This is a genomic window from Hoeflea sp., from assembly GCF_984452065.1.
Genome location: NZ_CFHWAF010000073.1, coordinates 1 through 13,919 on the forward strand (window position 1 = coordinate 1; position 13,919 = coordinate 13,919).

Consider the following 13,919-nt stretch of genomic DNA (forward strand, 5'->3'; position numbering starts at 1 on the left):
CGGAAGCCGTTCGCACCAGGATCTCCCGGGACATCAGGAACCCAATGCCAGATCGGGTTCAGCGACGTTGCCGAATCTGCGGTCGCGACAGCTGTATTGCCGCAGCGCCTCCTCGAAATCGGCACGCCCGAAATCCGGCCACAGACAGGGAAGGAAAACAAACTCGGCGTAGGCGGCCTGCCAGATGAGAAAGTTGGAAATGCGCTGCTCGCCGCTGGTGCGGATGATAAGGTCGGGATCCGGTATTCCGGCCGTATCCAGAGCGTTGCTGATCGCGTCTTCCGTGATCGATTGCGGGTCGAGTTCACCCCGGGCGACCCGGTCAACAAGGCCACGGGCAGCGCGCGCTATGTCGTCCCGCCCGCCATAATTGAACGCGATAATCAGCTCGAGCGCGCTGTTGTTGCGCGTCAGATCCTCCGCTTCGGCCAGCAGCGACAGGATATCCGCCTTCAGCGCCCGACGATCGCCGATGACGCGCACGCGCACGCCCTCGCGGTGCAACTCGGCCAGATCGCGACGCACGAAGAACTTGAGCAGTCCCATGAGGTCATTCACCTCGTCTTCGGGACGACTCCAGTTCTCCGAGGAAAATGCAAAAAGCGTCAGATATCGGATGCCCAGTTCGCCGGCCGACCGAACGGCCTCACGAACAGCCTCGACGCCCATACGGTGGCCCGCTGTGCGCATCTGCCCGCGCCGCTGCGCCCATCGCCCGTTGCCGTCCATGATGATGGCCACATGTTGAGGCGTATTCAACGATCGACCCCTGCTTTCAAACGGTAATTCAACGCCGATTCGCGCGATGTCTAAACCTGCATGATTTCGGCTTCTTTGTCACTCAGCAGCCGGTCGACTTCCGCGATCATCTCATCGGTCAGTTTCTGAACATCGTCGGCCTGATCGTGGCTCTCATCCTTGCTGAGGTCACCGTCCTTCTCGGCCTTCTTCAATGCGTCCATTCCATCGCGGCGGACGTGCCTGATCGCAACACGGCCGTTTTCGGCGTAATTGTGCGCGACCTTCACAAGCTCCTTGCGCCTTTCCTCATTCAGTTCGGGAAGAGGAATGCGCAATGTGCTTCCGTCGGTGACCGGATTGAGGCCGAGATTGGATTCACGAATGGCCTTTTCAACGGCGCCGACCATCGACTTGTCCCAAACCGAGACAAGGATCATTCGCGGCTCCGGCACGGATATGTTGGCCACCTGGTTGAGCGGCATTTTGGAGCCATAGGCGTCGACCGACACGGGATCGAGCACGTTTGCCGAGGCACGGCCGGTCCGAAGCGCTGCTATATCACTCTTGAACGCCGAAATGGCGCCCTCCATACGGCGCCTCAAATCGGCAAAATCTGCACCCTGTGTCATCTTGCACTCATCTCCAATTCACTTCGGGTTCGCCGCGACCCGGGATAACCAGCCTATAAACGCCCAAAAGGCCCACCACAGCAAGCATAGAATGGGCCGGCGGCGCGCGCGGCCTGCCTCTTCGGCTAGCTGTCGGTGACCACCGTCGACCGTCCGCCGCCATTGAGGATTGCCGCAAACCCGCCTTCCTCGTGTATGGAGAAGACGATGATCGGAATGGCATTCTCCCTGGCAAGCGCGACCGCGGCGACATCCATGACGGCAAGCCCTTTGTCCAGAACCTCGTCATGTGTCAAGGTTTCGTACCGGCTTGCCTGCGGATTGGTTTTGGGGTCGTCCGAGTAGATACCGTCGACCTGCGTACCCTTGAAAATCGCCTCCGCCCCCATTTCCGCCGCGCGCAGGGCGGCGGCGGAATCGGTGGTGAAAAACGGATTTCCCGTTCCACCGGCAAAAATCACAACCCGCCCCTTTTCCAGGTGATGCAGCGCGGCCCGCTGTGAGAAACTCTGGCAGATCTCCGGCATCGCGATGGCGGAAAGCACTTCCGTCTCGACACCGAGCTTTCGCAGCGACGTCGCCAACGCCAGAGCGTTGATCACCGTGGCGAGCATGCCCATATGGTCGCCGGTGACCCGGTCGCCCCCCTTTGAGGCGACAGCGACGCCGCGAAAAATGTTGCCGCCGCCGACGACGACACCGACATCCACGCCCATGGCCCTGACCCTGGCGATGTCCGACGCGATCCGGTCCGCAACGGCCACATCGATCCCAAACCCCTGCTCGCCCATCAGGGCTTCTCCGGAGGCTTTCAGAAGAACGCGTTTGTATCTGGGGTTTTGTGACATCTTAAATTCCGTCGGTAAGCCTAGAGCCGGATACACGAAGGGCACCGCGTTGTCACGCGATGCCCCAGCATTTTCACTTAATTATGACGGATACTTAACCGTTTGCCGCAGCAGCAACCTCGGCGGCAAAATCGCTCTCTTCCTTATCAACGCCTTCGCCGAGCTGGAACCTGACAAATCCGGTGACCGTGATCGGTGCGCCAGCGGCGGCCTCGGCTTCCTTGATGGCGGCCTCAACCGTCTGATCAGGATTGACCACGAAGCTCTGCGACATGAGTACCACTTCCTCGAAGAACTTGCGCATGCGCCCTTCCACCATCTTCTCGATGATGTTGTCCGGTTTGCCCGATTTCCGGGCCTGTTCGATGAAAATGGAACGCTCACGATCGGCGACAGTCGCATCGACGTCGGCTGAGGTCACCGCCAACGGGTTGGTCGCGGCAACATGCATGGCGACCTGCTTGCCGATCGCAGCAAGCACATCGGCATTGCCGGTTGATTTCACTGCGACCAGCACACCGAGTTTACCGAGGCCATCGGCAACCGCGTTGTGAACGTAGCTGGCGACCACACCCTCATCGACCGACAAAAGAGCGCTGCGGCGCAAATTCATATTCTCGCCGATGGTCGCGACAGCATCGGTCACACTGTCGGCAACTGATTTGCCGGTTGCCGGATAGGTTGCCGCCGAAACGGCCTCCACCGTTCCGTCGGTGCCAAGCGCCACATCGGCGACACCGCGGACAAGGTCCTGAAACGCATCGTTGCGGGCAACAAAGTCGGTTTCCGAATTGATCTCGACGACGACGGCCTTGTTGCCGCTCGAGGCGACACCGACCAGACCCTCGGCAGCGGTACGGCCCGATTTCTTGTCCGCTTTCGCGATGCCCTTGGCCCGCAGCCAGTCGATTGCGGCTTCCATATCGCCATTGGTTTCCATCAGCGCCTTTTTGCAGTCCATCATGCCTGCGCCGGACTTTTCGCGCAGCTCTTTTACCTGAGATGCAGAAATGCTCATTTTCGCCTCTTATCAAGCGGGGGGCGCGCTCCTTACGGAAGCGCCCGTATTGTGAATTGATCCTGTACAGATTCACGTGACGCGCCTGTGACACGCCATATGTCCAATGATCAGGAAGCTGGTGTCTCTACGGCAGCGGCCTCAGCCTTTTCGGCTTCCGGCTCAGCCTTGGCTTTCTCTTCGGCAGCGGGTTCTTCCGCGGCGGCTGCTTCCGCAGCGGGTTCCTCAGCCGGAGCCTCTTCAGAAGGCGCCTCTTCAGCGGCTGCTTCCTCAACCGGTGCCTCTTCCAGAGCCGGTTCGACCGGGGCTTCTTCCGATGCGCCGATATCCATGCCGGCGGATCCCTGCTGACGCGCGATACCGTCGAGCGCGGCCTTGGCAATGAGGTCGCAATAAAGTGAAATCGCGCGGGCCGCGTCGTCGTTACCCGGAACCGGGTAGTCGATCGGATCCGGATCGCAGTTCGAATCCACAATGGCGACGACCGGAATATTCAGCCGCCTGGCTTCCTGGATCGCAATCGACTCCTTGTTGGTGTCGATGATGAACATCAGGTCGGGGGTTCCGCCCATGTCGCGGATACCGCCAAGGGCGCGTTCCAGCTTGTCGCGCTCGCGCTCGAGGTTGAGGCGCTCCTTCTTGGTGAAGCCCTGCGCTTCCGCCGCGAGCAGCTCATCGAGCTTGCGGAGCCGCTGGATCGAATGCGAGATGGTTTTCCAGTTCGTCAGCGTGCCGCCAAGCCAGCGGGCGTTGACATAATACTGTGCCGAGCGCTTTGCCGCATCGGCAACCAGTTCGGAAGCCTGCCGCTTGGTGCCGACAAAAAGCAGCCGTCCACCGCCGGCCACGGTATCGCTGACGACCTGCAGCGCCTGGGCGAGCATCGGGACGGTCTGGCCGAGATCGATAATATGAACGTTGTTCCTGTCGCCGAAAATGTACTGCTTCATTTTCGGGTTCCAGCGGTGAGTCTGGTGACCAAAGTGGACACCAGCTTCCAACAGCTGGCGCATGCTGAAATCAGGCAATGCCATGCCTTGTCTCCTTTCCGGTTCGACCTCCGTGGCGCGTCAGCAGATCATCTGCCACCGGCGGAAATGACCGGATGTCTCCCGGACAGTCCCATGCACCACGTGTGGAATGGGCGCTTCCCTACCTTGGAACGCGGGACAATTCAAGTGTGCTGATGGAAATCCCGGTCGAGCGCCACGAAACGGGCTCGCTGTGCCTTGCGGCCAATGATCGGCTGGTGGTTCAGGCGATCAGGGAAAGGACCAGGTAAACCGCCGCCGAAAGAAATGCCGCTGCCGGGGAACAGAAAGCTATGGACAAAACGATTTGATCAGATCCTGCAGTTGCGGTTCGTCGACTTTTGCGGCAGCCTCTTCAATGCTGAACCACTTGCGTTGCCGCTGGTCTTTTTCCGGAAAATCGTCATCCAACCGCTCGACCTTCAGCGGGTACACCTGCACGGTACAGGGAACCGGCATGCCGTGAACCCATTTATCAAATTCGAACGTGCCGAGGGCCGTTGGATTTATCTGACCGACAACGCCCGCTTCCTCATACGCCTCCTGCGCGGCGGTTCCGGGTTCCGATTCTTTTTTCATCGCCCACCCTTTGGGCAAAATCCAACGCCCGGTCCCGCGCGAGGTGATCAGCAGGACCTCAACGACCCTTTTTTCGCGGCGATAGCAAAGCGCTGCATATTGCAGCGGAGTCGGGCGCCGAACCATCAGGCTCAGATATTCCGACGCTGCATTCCAGCTTTGCTTCATTGTTGACATTACGAACGATCCCTATGGGAACTTGAGAGTTGATTTCCCTCATTACTTCTATTTAGGCGCGAAAACAGCAGGGTACATGATGGTGATTAATAAATCATTGCTCGGGTTTATCGTCCGGCACTGTGATTCGACCGGCATTTTGCCTTTATTTGTTCAAAGGGGAAAGTTCAGCAACCTTCACCTTCAAAGGTTTCAAGCGACGAAAGCGTGCCTTTGAGCGCAAATTCACCATAATCCATGATCAGATCACGGGTAATTCCATTTTCGTAAAGCTTGAATGAAACCCGGTAAACCGGTGTTTCGTCTTGGCTTTTCGTCTCATCGAAATAAGCGATCGTAACCGGCCATGTTGGTTCCCGGGCAAGTTTTCCGGTCGCTTCAAGCTCCTTCGCCTGGATATCCGAAACGCGGGGAGAGCCAACGACGCTTGTCGTCAACATGACTTTTCGCCCCTCATCCGAGCCATCAAAAAGATGTGATTGAAAAAACCGATCACCCTTTTTGGCACGCTCGATGAGCGCGATCATCTGCGCGGTGGGAAATTGGGCCGGATCCAGTGTCAGCTTGGCACGCCGCGGCGTCGTCAGGTCCACGGACGTTCCGTCGGTATCGGCCCGGGCACTGCCACGGACCTCCTGGTCCAGCCTCTGGTTGACATATGATTTGGTAATGAACCGGAAGGTTTTTTCCTCGAGATTCTCATAGGTGGTCGTTTGCTGGTCGGTCAGCCGGACGGAACCGCCCGTGTCGAGCTGGGTGACAAATCGGAACCCGACCGTATAGCCGGCGCAGGCGGACCCGTTAAACTCGTACACCATGCGCCCGAACATCGATTCGATCCCCGAGCGCTCCGAGGCGTTTTCAAGTTCCAGGTCGTAAACCGCCCTGTGCGGAACCAGTGCTTCGGCGACCCCGGCCGCCGCGGCAACGATGAGCGCAGCATTTACATTGATTACGGCAATGGCACAGATTATCAGTCGCAATCGGATATCCCTTCCTTCGTTGCGCGCCGGTTAACACGGCATTGCGATAAAACAGAGAGGCAAATCACAGTTTCATCTCTTTGTGTCAGCGAACACATAGTACCAATCCAGACATTAACGGAGTCGAAAAATGTCACAAACCATAGATGCTCGCCTGAAGGCTCGCGGCATAGAGTTGCCGGACGCACCCGCACCGGCGGCTGCATATGTTCCCTACACCATTTCAGGACATACACTTTACATATCCGGACAATTGCCCGTGCGCGACGGCAAAGTGGACATCACCGGCCAGCTTGCCTCGGACGATGACATCGAAGCCGGACAGCAGGCCGCCGAGCTTTGCGCTGTCAACATTCTGGCCCAGGCCAATGCCGCTCTGGACGGCGATCTGGAGCGCATAGCAAGACTTGTGAAGATACAGGGATTTGTCTCCTCGGCGCCGGGATTTCACAAGCAGCACCTCGTGATCAATGGCGCATCCGGCCTGCTTGCGGACATTCTCGGGGAACGCGGCATGCACGCCCGTGCAGCCGTCGGAATGGCGGCTCTGCCGTTTGACGCCTCGGTCGAAGTCGACGCGATTATCGAAATAAAGCCGGACTAGCGACGCATGCCGGCCGACTGGATCAAGGACAGACCGATCGCCCACCGCGGTTATCATGACCTCAACCGGGAAGTATGGGAAAACTCGACGACCGCCTTCGCGCGTGCCATGGAGATGCACCTGCCCATCGAGTGCGACCTGCAGATGACCGCCGACAAGGAGGCCATTGTCTTTCACGATTACGAAACCGGCCGGCTTTGCGGTATCGACGGCACGGTGCGGGCAATGGGCACGCAGGCCCTTGTCCGGCTCGCCATCGGTTCGAGCGCAGAAACAATACCCACATTCCGCGATCTTCTCGAACAGGTCGCCGGAAAAGTCGGTCTTGTTGTCGAACTGAAGACGCCGGCGCAACCGGATGTCGATGCGTTCGTATCCTCTGTTCTGGAGGATCTGGAAGGCTATCATGGAAAGCTGGTGTTGATGTCCTTTGATCCGTTGCTCCTTCATGCCTTGATTGACAGGCGATCCAGATGGCCTGTCGGCCTTGTCGGGGCTGAATTCAACGAGGAGGACAGGGCGCGAAACGAGCGCGCGATGGCACTGCCGCTCGACTTCGTTTCGTTTTGCGTCAAACACCTGCCGAGCCGGTTTGTCGACAAGGTGCGTGCGAAGGGCCTGCCCGTCATCTCCTGGACCATCCGCGATGACGAGACATTGAAAACCGCCCGTGCCTACAGCGATCAAATCACCTTTGAAGGCTTTGATCCGCTGGTCTTGCCAGACTGACGGCGGACCATAGATAGAGCCCATGCGCGATGCCCCGATCAGCAAGAACGACGGACCCGATAGCCGCGACGGCGGTGAATTCCGCATAAGGGTCGTCAGTTCTTTCAACGACATAAATGCCGAAAGCTGGGCGGAACTCAAAGGCACGACACCGGCGGGTGAAGGGTCTGTGCCGTACAACCCTTTTGTATCGCACGCCTTTTTGTCGGCTCTGGAACAGGCGGGATGCGCGACCGCCGAAACCGGCTGGCTCGGCCAGCATCTGCTGCTCGAGACCTCGGACGGGGGCCTTCTCGGCGCCCTGCCCTGTTATGTCAAAAGCCACAGCCGGGGCGAATATGTCTTCGACCACGCCTGGGCCGATGCGTTCGGACGCGCGGGCGGAAACTACTATCCCAAGCTGCAGTCGTCGATACCGTTCACACCGGCAACCGGCCCGCGCCTTCTTTACGCGGATGATTCCACAGCCGGCGCCGTCATGCCCGCCCTGGCCCAGGGCCTGATGACTCTGACCGACAGGCACGGGCTTTCCTCGGCGCATGCCACCTTTGTGCCTGATGGGGAAATTGAGGTCTTCGGGAAATGCGGGTACCTGACGCGCACCGATCAGCAGTTCCATTTCCGCAACAACAGCTATGACAGCTACGGGGATTTTCTCGATACGCTCGCATCGCGCAAGCGCAAGGCGCTCAGGAAAGAGCGCCGGGTCGCTCTGGAAAACGACATCGCCATCGAATGGCTGACCGGGAGCGACCTGACTGAAGCGATCTGGGACATTTTTTTTACATTCTATATGGACACCGGATCACGCAAATGGGGCCGACCCTATCTGACGCGGGAGTTCTTTTCGCTGATATCGCAATCGATGGCGGATGACATATTGCTTGTCATGGCAAGGCGGGGTTCCCGGCACATTGCCGGCGCAATCAACTTTGTCGGCTCTGACACGCTCTACGGGCGGCACTGGGGCTGTGTCGAAGATCACCCCTTCCTGCATTTCGAGGTCTGCTACCATCAGGCCATAGACTTCGCCATCGAAAAGGGACTGAAGACGGTTGAGGCGGGTGCGCAGGGAGAACACAAGCTTTCCCGCGGATATCTGCCGGTCGCGACCCATTCAGCACACTACCTGACACATCCGGGCCTGAGGCGCGCCGTCGCGGACTATCTCGGCCATGAACGAGCCGACGTGGAGCGTCTGGGACACATGCTCAAAGAGCACGGCCCTTTTCGAAAGGGCTGATCTGTTCTGATTTTGGGGTCAGTTCATTTCAGGGGTTTTTGATCGTCGATGATCGGCGGGTCAGCGCTCCACGGCTTTGAGTATGCGCTCGAGCGTCTGATTCTGCTGCTGCTGGATAACCTCGATCGCTTTCAGCCTTTCGCGCACGTCACCGTTCTTTTCTTCGAGCCGGTCCAGCCGCCTTTCAATTTGCGCGACATCGGATGCATTGGCGGCGACATTGCTTCTGAGGGTGGAAAACGCGGCGATGACGCTCGCGGCCACCACACATAGACCGACCAGGCTGCTCCATGGAAATCCCGCTGGTTTTTGGATACCCGTCATCAAACCGGCCGCCCGAACCACTCTTGGCTTCGCACCCCGCGGGCGATCAGGCATGTGAGCTTCTGCTCGCGGCGGTCCGTGGCGGAACTGAACAGGAACCAGCGTCCGTCGCGTGCGATCATCAGTTCCAGTTCTGCCGGGTGGTGGCGGTGCGTTCCCTTCCAGGCACGGCGAAGCTGGAGTGAACGAAGAAGGTCTTCAAACCGCCCGTCAGCCCGGGCGCAGATCGGCATCGGCTGCGTGAGCAACGGGTTTGCCGAAGAGCCGCTGCCCGGCATCGCCAGACAGAAGCATGTCGCGATTGCAGCGCAGGAAAACAGTCGCCCGCATTTTGAAACGATCATCGGCGCAGCCTCCCGACAACCGCCTCTCCGACCTTGGCGACAAACAGTGAACCGACGATCGCCCCGGCCCACTCGTCGAGCGGTGGCGGCAGCGCGGCGACGGACCAGCTTTGAGGATAGGCGCAGTCCCTGCACCAAAGCACCGAGTAGACGCACACCGCACTGAACCAGAAGCCGAGAGGGGCGACAAAGAAAAGCGGGAACCACCACCCTCGCCCGGTCAATACGGTGACCTGCGCCCGCATGTAGTCGGCAAGGATATCGGCCCTGATCCGGTCGCGTTCGGTTCCGTGGTCCATTTTATGATCGATCGTGTCGAGGATGCGCTCAAGCGTGCCGCGCGTCAGCCATCCGAGCGCCGATCCGAGAGCCCGTACAAGAATGTGAAACATCAGCCGTCCTTTCCGCGCAGGCCGATCAGCCCGAGGCCGAACGAAATCATCACCGCCGGCGGCACATCCGTCATGGCGCTCAGCACGTTTGCGGCCGGTTTCAGGCTCGGGATTTCCGCGCCGGCCGCAATGACCGTGCCGGCAAAAACGGCGGCAAAGCCCGTCCACCAGGTCAGCGATCTGGGTTTGAAATACTTCTTCGTCATCGGCGTCCTCCGAAAATGAAAGCAATGAGTTTGAGCAACGGTTTGACGAGCGTCCGGCCGGCTTTGTCCGTCTTGCGCTCACCGGCAGCGGGCCTGGATTTCATATCCGCGGCCGGGCCGGGCGCGCGCCGGGGCACTCCGCCCGCTTCGCCGATCGCGGCGAGGAACGAACGGTAATGGCCGGCGATGCGATCCCATTTGTCCGTCAGGTTGACGGTGCGGCGCGCGCCCTTCAGATCGTCTCTCCCGGTGTCGGGGAGATAATGGGCGATCCCCAGGCCGCGGGCGTTCCACCGCCCGTCGAGGAGACCGCGAACGAGGATGCGCGCGCCGATCACCGGATCGAGCGCCTTGTCGGGATAACGGACGAGGTCGACGCCGGCATCCGCGCTTGAGCGCTCGTAATTGCGCTTCCAGGTCAGTTGCACCTGGCCGCGACCGTAATAGGCGTGGCCGTAAGGCGGTTCCGGCCGGGCATATCTCGCCTTGCGCAGCCGCCGGCGCGCCGTCGCGTCGTCGGGGGCGAGCGTCTCGCGCACCGGAACCATGCGCCGCGCCGTCTCGTGATAGGCGGTGGCGAGCGCATAGGCGAGCGTCTTCGCCCGCCCGTCGCCATGGGTCGCGAAAGCATCGAGGATGCCCTCCATGCCGTCGACCTGATGTTGGGATATGGACGTGCCAAACACGCCACTCGAACGACGCCGCAGCGCCGCATAGAATGTCTTGCGGTTCATTGGGTTTTCCTGTTGAATTTGAAGAGGTCGGCCTGTAAGTGGAGCCTATGTTTTACATGTCATTTCCAGGACAGTTGCTTGACTGCACTGAGTCATTCACACTCGGCGATCTGTTTTGAGACTAAACGGCTCTCAATCTCCGCTGTGAAGCGACGGTAAGCGGCTCGTGTGCAGTATTTATGAACTCCTGAAACGTCCGAATCCTTCGAGGAAGCTCCGTTTCGCCACGTAAACGTGCCTTCCACCAGTCTAGATAAAGCGGCGCAAAATCAAACTCGTTTTCAAGCACCCAAGATCGTTTTGTCTTCAAATAGTCGACAGTGACTTCCCGCCAGTCGTCCACGATGCAAACTGGCAAATTCGAAAACAGGGAATTGATACTGGAACGTGGTACAATCGGCACCGATCCTAACAGCAACGCCTCCCATGTCCGGTGACAGTCCAATCCGCATCCAAGCGGACTGATAGTAAAAAAATCCCGCGTTATTCTGCCAACTCTGCGTTCGATTGGTGTCTGGTTGCTCAAGAAATATCGTCTCGAGCTGAACTCCGTTAATACAATCGAGACGATCGCCTCGATTGATCACGTGATGCCAATTGCAGTAGCCAGCAATTTTCTTGTTTTCCAGTTCAGGTGCAATAATACGAGCATCATCCAGCATTAGCTCCTGCACTCGCGGATTTGCAAAAAACCCAAGGACGATGGCGCAACTGGAAGGTCAGGGTGTGATAATCCATTCCGATAGGCAACGGATGCAGTTTTCGATTTTTATCGTTACAGTTTTGTGCAAACCAAGCGTCAAGCAAAGGGTGTTCGAGAATTCGCGCACGGAGGCTTGCATCCATATCGCGCGCGCCCACTTCATCGTCGCAATCACCTGTCACCAGAACAAACCGGCACTCGATCTGGTCTAGTGATTTGTGTACATCCTTGACCAGCTTCTCATATGCCAACTCAGTGGCATAAGCTTCTCCCTTCTTGCCTATCTTGAGGCCTTGTACGGCTTGATCGAACGATGTGGCGACAACAACGCCCGGGTATTTGCGTTGCATCAATCCAGCCCAATGCCTGAAACTGTGCACCGGCGAGCGAAAGTTCAGAAAATCATCATCGATTTGTATTCTTTTTCCATCGATGTATTCGTGTGTTGTGCGAGTCGTACCTTTGCCCTTTATGCCGTGCAGGTTGTTTACACCCGAGTGGTTTTTCCCCCAACCTGTTTCAAGTATTGCCTGCGCCACCGCCAAATCAGCCTGTATTCCGGTTACCCCGGCCAGAGTGGCCCATTCATATGCATTCCGCGCAAAATTGCGTTGGCTTCCGGTCAGTGTCTATCCCAGAATGGTGTGTTGAGTGCAAGGAGCAAATCAGGTTCTTCGTATTTTGCTACAAATATTGAGAGATCGGATGGTTTGGACGCCTTTCACCCGCGCTGATCATGCGCGAAATGGCCTGCTTTATGCGAGCGACACGACAGACCGCGAATGGTATTTGATCGCACCGTTCATGCCACCACAACCGGCACGAGGCCGCAGGCGTAAAACCGATCTGCGCGATGTTATCGACGCCCTGTTCTATCTGTTGCAGTCTGGCTGCCAGTGGGGATTGCTGCCGAAGGATTTCCCACCCAAAAGCACAGTTCATTATTACTTCAAGCGCTTCTGCGCGGATGGTACATGGGCGCATATACATGATGCGCTTTGTCGGCAAACCCGCGATCTTGAGGGGCGCGAAGAAAGCCCGTCCTATGCGATCATTGATAGCCAGTCATCAAAAACCGGCCCGGATGCTCATTAAGCTGACAGAAGGGAGCATGAGGGCATGAGATCATCTGACTGCGATATCAACCGCAAACGACGCACGGAACGAAAATGGGTGATTTGCTGGACGACCGGCCAGCATTGCAACTTTAGCGAAGATAGGGGAACTGCTAAGTCTTTGAAAAAATGGCGCGAGTGACGGGGCTCGAACCCGCGACCTCCGGCGTGACAGGCCGGCACTCTAACCAACTGAGCTACACCCGCGCGAGGCCTTGCATTGCTGCAAAACGTGAGCGGTCAATTAAGCTGTTCCCCTCTACCTGTCAAGCGCAGAACAGGCGCTTTTGCGACAATCCTGCGACAAAAGACCAGAACACTCCGAAAGGCCCGGCGATCGCCAAAAATCTCATTGCACGCGCGTCTTTTTCCTTGCACTTGACGGGCGAAGCGCCTAAACGGTGCCAAGATTTTTCAGGGGGCGGTTAGCTCAGCTGGTAGAGCGCCTCGTTTACACCGAGGATGTCGGGAGTTCGAGTCTCTCACCGCCCACCATCGGTCATTTCAAGAATCACTGGAACTGTCCGACATTCCCCTGGGCGGGCACGGCGCCGACGAGACCGAGCTTTTCACGCCGATAGTAACGCCAGTTCATCAGGATGGCCGCGAAGGCAAGACCGAGGGCCAGCCCCCACCACACGCCGACGGCACCGAGATCCGCCCAAAAGGCAAGGAAATAGGCGGCCGTCATGCCCATGGCCCAATAGCTGATCATGGCATAGAGCATCGGCACCTTTGTGTCTTTCAGGCCACGCAGCAGGCCGGCGCCCATGACCTGAAGCCCGTCGAAAAGCTGAAAGGCCGCCGCCACGGCAAGCAGCGGTACGGCATGCAGCAGGACAAGCGAGGCATCCGGGTTCCTTTCGTCCAGGAACCAGCCGACGAGGATCTCCGGCATGGTCCAGAATACGATTGCCAGCAGGAGGGTGATGACCACGGTGAGGGCGAGCGCAACGCTCCCCGCGCGGCTGAGACCGACCCAGTCGCACCGGCCATAGGCATTGCCGACCCGCACGGTCGCGGCACTCGCCAGGCCCATCGGGAACATGAACGCGATCCCGGCCAGTTGAATGGCGACCCCGTGCGCGGCAAGCTCGATGGTGCCGATCCATCCGATCATCACAGACGCGCCGGCAAACAGCCCGACTTCAGCGAGAATCGTCGCGCCGATCGGCCAGCCCAGCCTGAGAACTTCATTGAACGCCTGCCAGTCCGGCCTCCAGAACCGCACCAGAAGCGCGTATCGCACAAGCTCTTTTTTTGTCACCGCATACAAGATCAGAAGCAGGCAGGTCACCGAACTGGTGCCGAGCGATGCAACGGCCGCGCCCACCACCCCAAGGCGCGGTGCGCCGAAATTGCCGAAGATGAACATGTAGTTGAGGAAGGCGTTGGCGATGGTTCCCGCAACCGTTGCCCAAAGCACGACCTGGGCGCGCTCAAGCGCACTCAGATAGGAGCGAAACACCATGATAGTCAGCGCCGGAGCCATCGCCCACTGGGCAACGCGCATATAGTC

Annotated in this window: 20 protein-coding genes and 2 tRNA genes; 6 read left to right on the forward strand and 16 right to left on the reverse strand. The window is 58.5% G+C overall.

What is annotated here, in order from left to right; all coding sequences use genetic code 11:
- Positions 1–33: 33 nt before the first annotated feature.
- The 5 genes from AC5E6N_RS14635 to rpsB form a co-directional block, all read right to left on the reverse strand.
- On the reverse strand, positions 34–729 hold the full coding sequence (locus AC5E6N_RS14635; RefSeq protein ID WP_491748523.1) for an isoprenyl transferase: 696 nt from the start codon (positions 727–729) through the stop codon (positions 34–36).
- 80 nt (positions 730–809) lie between these two features.
- Positions 810–1,370, reverse strand: a complete 561-nt coding sequence (gene frr, locus AC5E6N_RS14640; RefSeq protein WP_491748502.1) for a ribosome recycling factor — start codon at positions 1,368–1,370, stop codon at positions 810–812.
- Between the two features lie 125 nt (positions 1,371–1,495).
- Positions 1,496–2,218: a UMP kinase gene (gene pyrH, locus AC5E6N_RS14645; RefSeq protein WP_491748503.1), complete on the reverse strand. Its 723-nt coding sequence runs from the start codon at positions 2,216–2,218 to the stop codon at positions 1,496–1,498.
- Positions 2,219–2,312: 94 nt separating this feature from the next.
- Positions 2,313–3,236, reverse strand: coding sequence for a translation elongation factor Ts (tsf, locus tag AC5E6N_RS14650; RefSeq protein WP_491748504.1), 924 nt, complete (start codon positions 3,234–3,236; stop codon positions 2,313–2,315).
- Between the two features lie 110 nt (positions 3,237–3,346).
- Positions 3,347–4,270: a 30S ribosomal protein S2 gene (gene rpsB, locus AC5E6N_RS14655; RefSeq protein ID WP_491748505.1), complete on the reverse strand. Its 924-nt coding sequence runs from the start codon at positions 4,268–4,270 to the stop codon at positions 3,347–3,349.
- 71 nt (positions 4,271–4,341) lie between these two features.
- Between rpsB and AC5E6N_RS14660 the strand changes: the two genes are divergently transcribed.
- Complete coding sequence (locus tag AC5E6N_RS14660; protein WP_491748506.1) at positions 4,342–4,518, forward strand: hypothetical protein; 177 nt, start codon at positions 4,342–4,344, stop codon at positions 4,516–4,518.
- A 40-nt stretch (positions 4,519–4,558) separates the two neighbouring features.
- Here AC5E6N_RS14660 and AC5E6N_RS14665 read toward each other — a convergent pair whose 3' ends face one another.
- Positions 4,559–5,023, reverse strand: a complete 465-nt coding sequence (locus AC5E6N_RS14665) for an NUDIX hydrolase (RefSeq protein WP_491748507.1) — start codon at positions 5,021–5,023, stop codon at positions 4,559–4,561.
- Between the two features lie 167 nt (positions 5,024–5,190).
- On the reverse strand, positions 5,191–6,006 hold the full coding sequence (locus tag AC5E6N_RS14670) for a cell envelope integrity EipB family protein (RefSeq protein WP_491748508.1): 816 nt from the start codon (positions 6,004–6,006) through the stop codon (positions 5,191–5,193).
- 130 nt (positions 6,007–6,136) lie between these two features.
- Here AC5E6N_RS14670 and AC5E6N_RS14675 point away from each other — a divergent pair, with 130 nt between their 5' ends.
- The 3 genes from AC5E6N_RS14675 to AC5E6N_RS14685 are packed head-to-tail and all read left to right on the forward strand — an operon-like array spanning position 6,137 to position 8,582.
- Positions 6,137–6,610: a RidA family protein gene (locus AC5E6N_RS14675; protein ID WP_491748509.1), complete on the forward strand. Its 474-nt coding sequence runs from the start codon at positions 6,137–6,139 to the stop codon at positions 6,608–6,610.
- A 6-nt stretch (positions 6,611–6,616) separates the two neighbouring features.
- Positions 6,617–7,339: a glycerophosphodiester phosphodiesterase family protein gene (locus AC5E6N_RS14680; protein WP_491748510.1), complete on the forward strand. Its 723-nt coding sequence runs from the start codon at positions 6,617–6,619 to the stop codon at positions 7,337–7,339.
- A 22-nt stretch (positions 7,340–7,361) separates the two neighbouring features.
- Positions 7,362–8,582 (forward strand): GNAT family N-acetyltransferase, encoded by a 1,221-nt coding sequence (locus tag AC5E6N_RS14685; RefSeq protein ID WP_491748511.1) that lies wholly within the window; start codon positions 7,362–7,364, stop codon positions 8,580–8,582.
- 60 nt (positions 8,583–8,642) lie between these two features.
- Here AC5E6N_RS14685 and AC5E6N_RS14690 read toward each other — a convergent pair whose 3' ends face one another.
- From AC5E6N_RS14690 to AC5E6N_RS14720, 7 genes are all read right to left on the reverse strand, one after another.
- The gene (locus AC5E6N_RS14690) at positions 8,643–8,906 is read right to left on the reverse strand and encodes a hypothetical protein (RefSeq protein WP_491748512.1); all 264 of its coding nucleotides are present in this window, start codon (positions 8,904–8,906) and stop codon (positions 8,643–8,645) included.
- Positions 8,906–9,250 carry a hypothetical protein gene (locus tag AC5E6N_RS14695; protein ID WP_491748513.1) on the reverse strand — a complete coding sequence of 115 codons (345 nt, stop codon included), beginning with the start codon at positions 9,248–9,250 and terminating at the stop codon, positions 8,906–8,908. Before AC5E6N_RS14695 ends, AC5E6N_RS14690 begins: the two co-directional genes overlap by 1 nt.
- A complete protein-coding gene (locus AC5E6N_RS14700) occupies positions 9,247–9,642 on the reverse strand; it encodes a hypothetical protein (RefSeq protein ID WP_491748514.1) in 396 nt (131 codons plus the stop codon). The genes AC5E6N_RS14695 and AC5E6N_RS14700 overlap by 4 nt, the downstream gene beginning before the upstream one ends.
- Positions 9,642–9,848 (reverse strand): hypothetical protein, encoded by a 207-nt coding sequence (locus tag AC5E6N_RS14705; protein WP_491748515.1) that lies wholly within the window; start codon positions 9,846–9,848, stop codon positions 9,642–9,644. Before AC5E6N_RS14705 ends, AC5E6N_RS14700 begins: the two co-directional genes overlap by 1 nt.
- Positions 9,845–10,582, reverse strand: a complete 738-nt coding sequence (locus AC5E6N_RS14710) for a glycoside hydrolase family 19 protein (RefSeq protein WP_491748516.1) — start codon at positions 10,580–10,582, stop codon at positions 9,845–9,847. Before AC5E6N_RS14710 ends, AC5E6N_RS14705 begins: the two co-directional genes overlap by 4 nt.
- Positions 10,583–10,863: 281 nt before the next feature.
- A complete protein-coding gene (locus tag AC5E6N_RS14715; RefSeq protein WP_491748517.1) occupies positions 10,864–11,244 on the reverse strand; it encodes a hypothetical protein in 381 nt (126 codons plus the stop codon).
- Entirely contained in the window at positions 11,234–11,911 is a 678-nt protein-coding gene (locus AC5E6N_RS14720) for a glucosaminidase domain-containing protein (RefSeq protein ID WP_491748524.1), read from the reverse strand. Before AC5E6N_RS14720 ends, AC5E6N_RS14715 begins: the two co-directional genes overlap by 11 nt.
- Before the next feature lie 79 nt (positions 11,912–11,990).
- On the opposite strand from AC5E6N_RS14720, the gene AC5E6N_RS14725 reads away from it, so the two are divergent.
- On the forward strand, positions 11,991–12,380 hold the full coding sequence (locus AC5E6N_RS14725) for a transposase (RefSeq protein WP_491748518.1): 390 nt from the start codon (positions 11,991–11,993) through the stop codon (positions 12,378–12,380).
- Positions 12,381–12,530: 150 nt separating this feature from the next.
- Here the strand turns inward: AC5E6N_RS14725 and AC5E6N_RS14730 are convergent.
- Positions 12,531–12,607 (reverse strand) — tRNA-Asp (locus AC5E6N_RS14730).
- A gap of 212 nt (positions 12,608–12,819) precedes the next feature.
- Here AC5E6N_RS14730 and AC5E6N_RS14735 point away from each other — a divergent pair.
- Positions 12,820–12,895 (forward strand) — tRNA-Val (locus AC5E6N_RS14735).
- 16 nt (positions 12,896–12,911) lie between these two features.
- On the opposite strand, the gene AC5E6N_RS14740 is transcribed toward AC5E6N_RS14735, so the two are convergent.
- Positions 12,912–13,919 (reverse strand): MATE family efflux transporter (locus AC5E6N_RS14740; protein WP_491748519.1); only part of this gene is annotated, 1,008 nt, incomplete at its 5' end.

Excerpts from the sequence above, each read along its gene's own strand:
- AC5E6N_RS14635 (WP_491748523.1), bottom strand. The coding sequence starts at position 729 with ATGGACGGCAACGGGCGATGGGCGCAGCGGCGCGGGCAGATGCGCACA.
- frr (WP_491748502.1), bottom strand. The coding sequence starts at position 1,370 with ATGACACAGGGTGCAGATTTTGCCGATTTGAGGCGCCGTATGGAGGGC.
- pyrH (WP_491748503.1), bottom strand. The coding sequence starts at position 2,218 with ATGTCACAAAACCCCAGATACAAACGCGTTCTTCTGAAAGCCTCCGGA.
- tsf (WP_491748504.1), bottom strand. The coding sequence starts at position 3,236 with ATGAGCATTTCTGCATCTCAGGTAAAAGAGCTGCGCGAAAAGTCCGGC.
- rpsB (WP_491748505.1), bottom strand. The coding sequence starts at position 4,270 with ATGGCATTGCCTGATTTCAGCATGCGCCAGCTGTTGGAAGCTGGTGTC.
- AC5E6N_RS14660 (WP_491748506.1), top strand. The coding sequence starts at position 4,342 with ATGTCTCCCGGACAGTCCCATGCACCACGTGTGGAATGGGCGCTTCCC.
- AC5E6N_RS14665 (WP_491748507.1), bottom strand. The coding sequence starts at position 5,023 with ATGTCAACAATGAAGCAAAGCTGGAATGCAGCGTCGGAATATCTGAGC.
- AC5E6N_RS14675 (WP_491748509.1), top strand. The coding sequence starts at position 6,137 with ATGTCACAAACCATAGATGCTCGCCTGAAGGCTCGCGGCATAGAGTTG.
- AC5E6N_RS14680 (WP_491748510.1), top strand. The coding sequence starts at position 6,617 with ATGCCGGCCGACTGGATCAAGGACAGACCGATCGCCCACCGCGGTTAT.
- AC5E6N_RS14685 (WP_491748511.1), top strand. The coding sequence starts at position 7,362 with ATGCGCGATGCCCCGATCAGCAAGAACGACGGACCCGATAGCCGCGAC.
- AC5E6N_RS14690 (WP_491748512.1), bottom strand. The coding sequence starts at position 8,906 with ATGACGGGTATCCAAAAACCAGCGGGATTTCCATGGAGCAGCCTGGTC.
- AC5E6N_RS14695 (WP_491748513.1), bottom strand. The coding sequence starts at position 9,250 with ATGATCGTTTCAAAATGCGGGCGACTGTTTTCCTGCGCTGCAATCGCG.
- AC5E6N_RS14700 (WP_491748514.1), bottom strand. The coding sequence starts at position 9,642 with ATGTTTCACATTCTTGTACGGGCTCTCGGATCGGCGCTCGGATGGCTG.
- AC5E6N_RS14705 (WP_491748515.1), bottom strand. The coding sequence starts at position 9,848 with ATGACGAAGAAGTATTTCAAACCCAGATCGCTGACCTGGTGGACGGGC.
- AC5E6N_RS14710 (WP_491748516.1), bottom strand. The coding sequence starts at position 10,582 with ATGAACCGCAAGACATTCTATGCGGCGCTGCGGCGTCGTTCGAGTGGC.
- AC5E6N_RS14715 (WP_491748517.1), bottom strand. The coding sequence starts at position 11,244 with ATGCTGGATGATGCTCGTATTATTGCACCTGAACTGGAAAACAAGAAA.
- AC5E6N_RS14725 (WP_491748518.1), top strand. The coding sequence starts at position 11,991 with ATGGTTTGGACGCCTTTCACCCGCGCTGATCATGCGCGAAATGGCCTG.